Source organism: Geitlerinema calcuttense NRMC-F 0142, from assembly GCF_030285425.1.
Window position 1 is genome coordinate 46,893 of the sequence record NZ_JASVEJ010000015.1, and the last position, 8,412, is coordinate 55,304.

At 53.4% G+C, this 8,412-nt stretch carries 12 protein-coding genes; 4 read left to right on the forward strand and 8 right to left on the reverse strand.

From position 1 onward, the window contains the following. From QQ055_RS03985 to QQ055_RS03995, 3 genes are all read left to right on the forward strand, one after another. A complete protein-coding gene (locus tag QQ055_RS03985; protein ID WP_285963622.1) occupies positions 1-330 on the forward strand; it encodes a rhodanese-like domain-containing protein in 330 nt (109 codons plus the stop codon). Positions 331-396: 66 nt separating this feature from the next. Then, complete coding sequence (locus QQ055_RS03990) at positions 397-1,431, forward strand: phosphate acyltransferase (protein WP_284474941.1); 1,035 nt, start codon at positions 397-399, stop codon at positions 1,429-1,431. A gap of 20 nt (positions 1,432-1,451) precedes the next feature. Continuing rightward, on the forward strand, positions 1,452-1,724 hold the full coding sequence (locus QQ055_RS03995; protein WP_284474942.1) for a hypothetical protein: 273 nt from the start codon (positions 1,452-1,454) through the stop codon (positions 1,722-1,724). Here QQ055_RS03995 and QQ055_RS04000 read toward each other — a convergent pair. From QQ055_RS04000 to QQ055_RS04010, 3 genes are read right to left on the reverse strand one after another with little or no spacing between them, the layout of a single operon-like run. Beyond that, on the reverse strand, positions 1,718-2,116 hold the full coding sequence (locus QQ055_RS04000; RefSeq protein ID WP_284474943.1) for a molybdenum cofactor biosynthesis protein MoaE: 399 nt from the start codon (positions 2,114-2,116) through the stop codon (positions 1,718-1,720). The two genes, QQ055_RS03995 and QQ055_RS04000, sit on opposite strands and share 7 nt — an antisense overlap. A gap of 8 nt (positions 2,117-2,124) precedes the next feature. Beyond that, entirely contained in the window at positions 2,125-2,370 is a 246-nt protein-coding gene (locus QQ055_RS04005; protein ID WP_284474944.1) for a MoaD/ThiS family protein, read from the reverse strand. A 3-nt stretch (positions 2,371-2,373) separates the two neighbouring features. Beyond that, positions 2,374-2,721, reverse strand: a complete 348-nt coding sequence (locus QQ055_RS04010) for a histidine triad nucleotide-binding protein (RefSeq protein WP_284474945.1) — start codon at positions 2,719-2,721, stop codon at positions 2,374-2,376. A gap of 118 nt (positions 2,722-2,839) precedes the next feature. On the opposite strand from QQ055_RS04010, the gene QQ055_RS04015 reads away from it, so the two are divergent. Then, positions 2,840-5,203, forward strand: coding sequence for a glycoside hydrolase family 31 protein (locus QQ055_RS04015; protein ID WP_284474946.1), 2,364 nt, complete (start codon positions 2,840-2,842; stop codon positions 5,201-5,203). Here the strand turns inward: QQ055_RS04015 and QQ055_RS04020 are convergent. The 5 genes from QQ055_RS04020 to QQ055_RS04040 form a co-directional block, all read right to left on the reverse strand. Further along, positions 5,200-5,763: a hypothetical protein gene (locus QQ055_RS04020; RefSeq protein ID WP_284474947.1), complete on the reverse strand. Its 564-nt coding sequence runs from the start codon at positions 5,761-5,763 to the stop codon at positions 5,200-5,202. The two genes, QQ055_RS04015 and QQ055_RS04020, sit on opposite strands and share 4 nt — an antisense overlap. Continuing rightward, positions 5,760-6,233, reverse strand: a complete 474-nt coding sequence (gene nrdR, locus QQ055_RS04025) for a transcriptional regulator NrdR (protein WP_284474948.1) — start codon at positions 6,231-6,233, stop codon at positions 5,760-5,762. Before nrdR ends, QQ055_RS04020 begins: the two co-directional genes overlap by 4 nt. 196 nt (positions 6,234-6,429) lie before the next feature. After that, positions 6,430-7,119 (reverse strand): hypothetical protein, encoded by a 690-nt coding sequence (locus QQ055_RS04030; RefSeq protein WP_285964918.1) that lies wholly within the window; start codon positions 7,117-7,119, stop codon positions 6,430-6,432. Between the two features lie 106 nt (positions 7,120-7,225). Continuing rightward, complete coding sequence (locus QQ055_RS04035) at positions 7,226-7,996, reverse strand: PfkB family carbohydrate kinase (RefSeq protein WP_286004261.1); 771 nt, start codon at positions 7,994-7,996, stop codon at positions 7,226-7,228. 143 nt (positions 7,997-8,139) lie between these two features. Further along, positions 8,140-8,412 (reverse strand): thiamine phosphate synthase (locus QQ055_RS04040; protein WP_286004262.1); only part of this gene is annotated, 273 nt, incomplete at its 5' end.

Below are 8,412 nucleotides of genomic sequence, written 5' to 3' on the forward strand. Positions count from 1 at the left end.
ATGTCATCTGTGAAATCCATGTCTGTCGGGGAACTGAAGTCACTGCTGGACTCCCAGTCTCCCATCCGTTTGATCGATGTTCGCGAGGAGGATGAATACGCCCTTGCCCGGATTCCGGGCGCGGAACTGATTCCTTTGAGCGCCTTTGCCAAGCGCGCCTTGCAGGAGTTAAAACCCGACGAGAAAATCGTCATTCATTGCCATCATGGGGGCCGCTCCATGCAGGCTTGCCTATGGTTGTCAAAACAGGGCTACAACGACCTGACGAATGTGGCGGGCGGCATCGAGCAATGGGCAATGGAAATTGATCCAAAGGTTCCCCGTTATTGAGACTGACGGAGGAAATTCAATGCTTCCCTTTTTAGGGGGCTTTGGCAATATCCTGTTCTCACACCCATGACTTTTATTGAAAAAATATACGATTTGCTCAAAAGACATCCGAAACGGATTGTGTTTCCAGAAGGGGACGACCCTGTCGTCATGAAGGCGGCGGAGGAGTTTGCGCGCCTCAAGCTCGGTGCCCCGATTCTTTTGGGCAACCGCGAGGTCATCAGAGCCAAGGCCGCCGAACTCGGACTGGCCTTGAATCATGTTCGCATCATCGACCCGGCCACATCGACGGAATTGCCCCTTTTCACTGAACGGATGAAAAAGACGACCCGTTATCAGGCGATGAAAACCGAGGAAGTCGAGAAACTCATCGTGAATCCAAATTATTTTGCCGCGATGATGGTGCAGTATTCCCACGCCGACGGAATCGTCGGAGGAAATGCCTGCACGACAGCCTCATTCCTGCGCCCGTTGATGGCGCTCATTAAACCGCTTCCCGAGGTCAAAATCCTGTCCAGCTGCATGATCTTCGCCACATCGGACAAAAAAATCGGGGACAATGGCGTGATGTATTTTGCTGACTGTGGAATCATTCCTGAACCCACCGTCGAGGAACTCGCCGACATTGGGTTGGAAACCGCCAAGCTGGCGCGTCAGATGTCCGGGCTGGTGCCGCGTGTGGCTTATCTGGGATTCGGCACGAAAGGCAGCGCCAAACACAAGATTACCGAAAAAATGGCCGCCGCCGCCGCGCTATGCCGCAAAAAGGCCGATGAGCTTGCATTCAAGATCGAAGTCGATGGGGAGCTCCAGATTGACGCCGCCTTGGATTGGGAAACTGGTCAGGAAAAAGCGCCGGACAGTTCTGTGGCTGGCCAAGCCAATGTCCTGATTTTCCCTGATTTGAATGCCGGCAATATCGCCTCGAAACTTCTCAAAATTGTTTCCGGTGCGGATTGCTACGGCCACTTGATTCTCGGGCTGGATCGTCCCGCCGCCGACATCACACGGGGTTCGACCTCAGAGGACATTCTGGGATTGGCCGCATTGGTGGGCCTCCGGGCTGTCGAATATCACAAGCTCTACGAAGACCTCTACTAAGGGAACGGAGGCGCAAGGTCATGCGACAAGAAATTAACTGGCGAACCCGCCGCCCGGATCGAAGCTCTTACGAGGTGCGTGTGGCGCGCTGGGGGAAGGAATTAAAATTCCAATTCCGCGAAAAAGGCGGGAACCAGTGGGACTACGAGCGTGTGCCCGAACTTCATGACTGGGAGAATTTGCTCGATGCGCTGGAGCGCCGTTACTCCCGCAAACAAGCCACTGACATGGAGCTGGCCCACGTCAAAGGCATGATTGCAAAATTGCGAGCCGAGCAACGGGCGGCTCAGTAGGGCTTTTTCCAGATCGGCACGACACGTTTCATCTCGTCGATGATCCATTGCGCGGCGGCAAAGGCTTCCGCCCGATGTCCGGCGCAGACCCGCAGATACAGGGAGGGTTCAGCCGCTTTGACCCGACCGATTCGGTGATGAATGTGGATCTGATGAATCGGCCATTTTGAAAAAGCCTCCCGCATCAGCCGCGCAAATTGTGCGCGGGCCATGCCCTCAAACGCCTCGTATTCGATTCCTTCGATGATTTTTCCGGCTTCACCGGAGCGCACCACACCGTGGAACTCCACCACCGCGCCTTGATCTTCGCGGAATTGGGACACCTCCCGAGTGATGGGTTTCTCCGAGATGACCAGCGAGCAATTTGCGGGAAGGGTGGGGGATTCAGGCATGGCTTGGATTAACCTCCCTGCACGGGTGGCATCAGTGAGAGTTCGTCTCCGTCCTGGAGGATTTGGCTGCGGGAGGTGTATTCATGGCCGATGGACAGGAGCAAAGACCTGTCCCATTCCTTAAGCCGGGGATAAGTCTGGTAAATCTCATCCAGTGCAAATTGCACATTCGAACCCTCGGGATAACTGCGGGTGAGCTCAGCCTCCCCGGTGATGTCCTTGAGATTGGCCCAGAAACGGAGTGTGACGGTCATGGGTTACGCCCCGAATTGATCTTTGAGACGTTCCCCGCCCAGCACATGGAGATGCAGATGGGGAACCGTTTCCCCGGCATTTGCGCCAGAATTGATCACGACGCGGTAGCCGTCCGCGCTCAAGCCTTGTTTTTCCGCAACACGCCGCGCTGTCTGGAGCAAATGCCCGAGCAGGGTGTGATCCTCGTCTCCCGCCGCCGCCAGCCGCGCAATTTGCTTTTTGGGGATCACGAGGAAATGCGCTTTCGCCTGCGGATGAATGTCGCGGATGGCGACGCAATGCCCGTCCTCGTGCAGGATGTCGGCGGGGATTTCGCGTTTGATGATTTTGGTGAAAATGGAGTCGGTCATGGTTGTGGGGAGAATATCAGAGATGTCCGGATTCCTGCAATGAAAACAAAGATGCGCTTGCACCGGCACTGATTTTGGCTTTCATCAGGCACAAACCCCACAATCGGAATTCACAGCCATGTATTTTAATAAAATTCAGAACCCGCCGAATTTTGCATTCATCCCTCCCCACGGACTCAAAAAAAACAGGGCCACGCTCCCCGGCCACAAGATCGTCCTGCGAACCGCCGACCTGGGCGAGGACGTTTTTGAAATTTCGTATGAGTCCCCCGCGTGGGAATATCGCAGTCACAGCGGACTGGACTTGAACGCATTCAAGTCACCCAGCCGGGCGGAATTGCAAATTGCGCCGCATGGAGGGTTTGCGATCCGCTCCGGGCGGAGCAATTTGCTCGCGACTCTGCCGCAGGAAGCTTTTGGAGTTTGCGGACAAAGCTGGATGGTGCAATTTGCTCCGGAGTCCGGCCAACAATTCTACGGCATGGGCGAGAAGAACAATGGATTCGAGAAAAGCGGGGTTCGCACAAAATTCTGGAATACCGATGTGTGGGCGGATTTTCATGCCGACGCCTTTATCAATGGCACGACCGACCCGATGTATCTGTCGGTGCCTTACTTGATTATTAAAAAAGGGAACACCTATCTCGGGCTCCTGGTGGACAATCCCCACGCGGTTTATATGGGAATCTCACCGCAGGTGAGCATCGGAGGGGAACAACTCAAGACCGAGTTGCGCCAGCCATTTTTCATCGGGTCGAGTGACGGAACCGCGAGGATGTATGTCATTGTCGGGCCGACACTGCACGATCTGACCTGCAAATTCCAGCGGCTCGTCGGTGTCACGCCGCGCCCGCCGCTGTGGTCGCTGGGGTATCAACAATGCCGCTGGGGTTACCAGAGCTATCAATGTCTGGACAATCTCGACAAAAATTTCTCAAAGCACGGGATTCCCTGCGACGGATTGTGGTTGGACATCGATTACATGCGCGGCTACCGGGTGTTCACTTTTGAGCAAAAGCATTTCTCCGCCCCTTCCGCGCAAATTGCGCGGATTCAAAAACGCGGGCGCAAGGTGGTGCCGATTATTGACCCCGGCGTGAAAATCGACCCCGGCTATCATGTGTATGATTCAGGCCTGAAATCCAAAGCCTATTGCAAAACCCCGGCGGGCAAGGATTTTGTCGGATTCGTCTGGCCGGGGGCGACGGTTTTTCCCGATTTCGCCTCGCCCAAAGCGCGGGCTTGGTGGGTGGGACAAGTCGCGCAATTTGCTTCAGGCTCCGGCATCCAAGGCGCTTGGCTCGACATGAATGATCCCGCTGTGGGCGCTTCAGAATTGGACCCTATGCTTTTCAACGGCGGCAAATGGGATCATTCCTCCTACCATAATCAATACGCCCTCGGCATGGCCATGGCGAGCCGTGAGGGATTCCTCAAGGCGCATCCCGACAAGCGTCCCTTTCTCCTGAGTCGCAGCGGATTCACGGGCATGTCCAAATATGCGGCGATTTGGACCGGCGACAATTTCTCCAACGATCATCACCTCAAAAATGCTGTTCCCATGTCATTGAATCTCGCATTGTCGGGGATTCCCTTCAATGGGCCGGACGCTGGGGGCTTTGGCGGTCACACCACAGCGGAGCTGATGATCGCGTGGTTTAAAATGCAGTTCCTCTTTCCCTTTTTCCGCAATCACACCCATCAGGGATGCCGGGCCCAGGAACCCTGGGCGTTTGGCACAAAAACCCTCGGCATTTTGCGGGAATACATCAGGCTCCGATACAAATTGCTCCCGTATCTCTATAATCTCTACATCCGGCATGAGCAAACCGGCGAGGCGATTCTGCGGCCCTTGATCTATGATTTCGAGGACACGGGAAAACTGCCCCTCGGTCATGTCGGCGACCAATTCATGGCCGGCCCCGCCATCATGCAGGCGCCTGTGCTGTCCAGTTCCTCCGACGCGCGCGAGGTGACTCTGCCCGAAGCTCACTGGTTCTCCTGCCTGGACGCAAAATGGATCCGGGGCGGGCGCAAATTGCGTGTGAAGCAAAAGGCCCGAACCACGCCGCTGTATTTCCGGGAGGGGGGAATCGTTCCGATGCAGGTCGGAGCGAGAAAAGATCAAAAGAATGATTTGGGCAAAATCGAACTCCACATTTTCCTGCGAAAAGATTCAAAGGGCACCGCCACATGCCGTTACATTTTTGACGACGGGGAAAGCTTTCAATACCGCAAGGGCGGTGAGTCCGAATATTTCATCGAAGCAAAAGTTTCCAGCGGAAAATTGCAGGTCAAGGTGGACAAACTCCGCGCAAATTGCGGGGCGTTGGAGGTGTCCTTTGTCCTGTATGACGGATTCAAAACAATCGTGGTTAATGGAGTTGATCCGCAGGTTCACCCCCTCACACTCAAAAAAGGCGTCCATGAATTTGCCGGGAGCAAATTGCCCGTGTGGACGACAGCGCCGTTGAGGTTTTAATTGATCAGAACGGCGAGTTTTTTCTCCTCGCAGTAGGCGGCGATGGCTTGGCGGATGAATTCCACCAGTTCATCATGCTGGCGGTGGCATTTTTTGCGCCAGCGTTTTGCGCCACGGAGGGTTTTCACGCATTTGCGGATATTGCGAATGTGCAGCGCCTGCGGGTGGGTGGCCAAAGCTTCGGCGACTTGGCGGCGCAATTTGTCGTAGAATTCGATCTCCATGGGAACCCCGCTTTTGGCGGTCAATGAGTCGAGGTCGATGATCGACTGGGCCGGGATGTAATGGAAATGGTCGGCGACTTTTTCAAGGTTGAGCTTTCTCAGGACGAAACGGATGATCTCCTCGAATGTCTCCAGCGTCATCATATTCTCCTGCACATTCGAGATGAAATGCTCCAAGAGCGCACGGGCAAAACTCTCGGCATGAATCCAGTTTTCGCCCGTGGCCGTCTCGGAGGCTTGGCGCAGGGAAACCACCAGCGACCCGTAATTGACCAGCGCCTTGTGCCCGGTGTCCGGGAACTCGATAATGATGCTGGATTCGTCGATGACTCTCATGATCGGGATGCGCCCGTGGCGGGCTGAGAGAGGTTGTTGACCTCACTGATAAATTCATTGATGTCGCGGAAACTCCGATAGACACTGGCAAAACGCACGTAGGCCACCTCGTCGATCTCCCGCAGCTTGGCCATGAGGAGTTCACCCACCTCCGTCGAGGGAACCTCCCGTTCGTGCTCGTTATTGATCACGTCGTGAATCTCATCGACGAGACGCTCGATCTGGTCGGTGGACACCGGACGTTTCTGGCAGGCGATTTCGATCCCCTTGAGCAATTTGCTCCGGTCGAATTTTTCCCGGCGGCCATCACGTTTCATGACAAAAAGGGCGTCCTTTTCGACTTGTTCGTAAGTGGTGTAACGGTGAGCGCAGTTGAGACATTCCCGCCGACGCCGAATGACATCACCTTCCCGGGATGTTCTTGAATCAATGACTTTATCGTCTTGGCAACCGCATTTCGGGCACTTCATTTAAGAACCTACAATATTTAGGGTTACGAGATGACGAATAGCACAAGGGATAGGATTGTCAATGATGATCTTGGAATTTGGGTTGCAAAGAAAATATGAGGATGTGGATCAACAGAACAGTGTGGTTAAGACAAAAAAATGGCTCTTCGTGGAGGAAGAGCCATTTTTCAAAAGAGATTGTTTGGGTGCTGTCTGACTATTCCGAGAATTTTCCGTCGTTGATAATAATTTCGGTGGCACCCTGATCGCCCCAAGCCGAACTTTCAAGAGTGAAGCGAATTTTTTTTGCGCCATCGGGAATTTTGATGGAGACCTCATCCAAGGTTTCCCCGGAGCCACGGGGAATACCCAAACGTCCGATTGCTTGTCGATAGACTTCCTTTTCATCGATAAAAATGACGAATTCACCCTGCTGGTTGGTGTTATTATCACGCCAATCAACAAAATGGGCGTCATCACCGATCATGATTTTGGCTGAGAAGGTTTTGGAGCCGGCGGGAATGTCGTAATCAATCTGGTGATACATATTAAAATGCCGGGTCAAAAGTCCGACCCCGGTCTGGAAATCACCACCAACGACAAATACGTCCAAAATGCCGACATTATAACTTTGCCCCTCGGGAAGTGTGTATCCGTCTGGAATTTTTTTGACGATTTTCCGTCCCTCAGGCCAAGGATAATTCGATCCCCAACCCCACTCATAAACATGATTGGGCAGTTTTTGCCCCGTGCGTGCAACGGATGCGTCATGCTCAAATGAACCCCATTCGACTTCAGCGGGTTCCAGATATGTCAAAGGAGTGTCTTTGGCTTGAGCTGTCAACGCAGCAAAATTGAGACAAGCAAGGCAGGTGATCAATTTGAATATATGCAGTTTTGAATTCATAATGTTCATAACCTATGATGCATTTGTGTGGTTTGGCAATCAAAAATCCTTAAAAAATGATTTCTTTAAAGGGATAGACGGTCAGTTATTCGAGAATATTCAATTTTTAAAATGAGGCATATTCGCGCATTTTGCCGGTGCGCCCGGCAATTTGCTCAGAATTAATTGCCTTCAATTTTCCCATGCTAAAGGCCTCCACATTAAATGAGGCCACCACGGTGCCGTGGATCACGGCTTTTTTGAGCGTGTCGAAATCATGGCGATTTTCCGCTGCAAGTGTTCCGATCAAGCCTCCGGCGAAACAGTCTCCCGCGCCCGTCGGGTCTTTCACATCATCCAGCGGAAATGCCGGGGCAAGAAAATAACCTTCCTGTCCGAAGAGGATGGCTCCATGTTCCCCTTTTTTGATGACAACGTAACGGGGGCCCATCTTCAAAATCTCATGTCCGGCCCGGATCACATTGTCCTGTCCGGTAAAATCCCTTGCCTCGCTGTCATTGAGAATGAGCATGTCCACCTGCTTGATCAATTTGCGCAGATCTTCATTGGCGATTTGAATCCAGAGATCCATCGTGTCGGCGATGATGAAGCGGGGTGATTCAATCTGCGAGAGCACATGACTCTGGAGGGATGGAGCGATATTGGCCAGAAGAACGTAGGGGGTCGAACGGTAGGAAGCGGGAAGCTCGGGCTGGAAAGTCTCGAAAACGTTGAGTTCCACCGACAACGTGCGGCGGTTGTTCATATTCAGCTCATACTCCCCGTGCCAGGCAAATGTTTTCCCCGCCTCGGTTTTCAAGCCCTCGACATCGACATTTTTGGAGCGGAAAAGCTCCACATATTCTTTCGGAAAATCCTCCCCGACGACCCCGACCATTTTCGCGGGGGCAAAAAACCGGCGGCGACAGAGGCGTAGGAGGCCGAGCCACCGAGCAGGTTTTTATGCTCTTCTTTGGGGGTTTTAATATTGTCGAGCGCGACGGAACCAACAACAAGGACGGATGACATAATGACAAGCTTTTAGTGTGAAACAGGATTGGCCGCCAGCAGTTTTTCACGATACCACGCGCAAATTGCGCGAATGTCGGGAGCCTGCAAAATCTCCGAGACGACCACGACACCGACCGCGCCATGGGCGATGACGGTGTCCACATTGTCGCGCTTGATTCCGCCGATGCAGAAGAATGGAAGCGTTGCCTCCTGGCGCACCTGCGCAATTTGCGCGAGGCCGATGGGGATGTAATCGGGTTTTGTCGGTGTGGCAAAGAGAGGGCCGAACCCGATATAATCGGG

What these genes read in the sequence shown, in the direction of transcription:
- QQ055_RS03985 (WP_285963622.1), top strand. Translation starts at nt 1, where the DNA reads ATGTCATCTGTGAAATCCATGTCTGTCGGGGAACTGAAGTCACTGCTG.
- QQ055_RS03990 (WP_284474941.1), top strand. Translation starts at nt 397, where the DNA reads ATGACTTTTATTGAAAAAATATACGATTTGCTCAAAAGACATCCGAAA.
- QQ055_RS03995 (WP_284474942.1), top strand. Translation starts at nt 1,452, where the DNA reads ATGCGACAAGAAATTAACTGGCGAACCCGCCGCCCGGATCGAAGCTCT.
- QQ055_RS04000 (WP_284474943.1), bottom strand. Translation starts at nt 2,116, where the DNA reads ATGCCTGAATCCCCCACCCTTCCCGCAAATTGCTCGCTGGTCATCTCG.
- QQ055_RS04005 (WP_284474944.1), bottom strand. Translation starts at nt 2,370, where the DNA reads ATGACCGTCACACTCCGTTTCTGGGCCAATCTCAAGGACATCACCGGG.
- QQ055_RS04010 (WP_284474945.1), bottom strand. Translation starts at nt 2,721, where the DNA reads ATGACCGACTCCATTTTCACCAAAATCATCAAACGCGAAATCCCCGCC.
- QQ055_RS04015 (WP_284474946.1), top strand. Translation starts at nt 2,840, where the DNA reads ATGTATTTTAATAAAATTCAGAACCCGCCGAATTTTGCATTCATCCCT.
- QQ055_RS04020 (WP_284474947.1), bottom strand. Translation starts at nt 5,763, where the DNA reads ATGAGAGTCATCGACGAATCCAGCATCATTATCGAGTTCCCGGACACC.
- nrdR (WP_284474948.1), bottom strand. Translation starts at nt 6,233, where the DNA reads ATGAAGTGCCCGAAATGCGGTTGCCAAGACGATAAAGTCATTGATTCA.
- QQ055_RS04030 (WP_285964918.1), bottom strand. Translation starts at nt 7,119, where the DNA reads ATGAATTCAAAACTGCATATATTCAAATTGATCACCTGCCTTGCTTGT.
- QQ055_RS04035 (WP_286004261.1), bottom strand. Translation starts at nt 7,996, where the DNA reads ATGGTCGGGGTCGTCGGGGAGGATTTTCCGAAAGAATATGTGGAGCTT.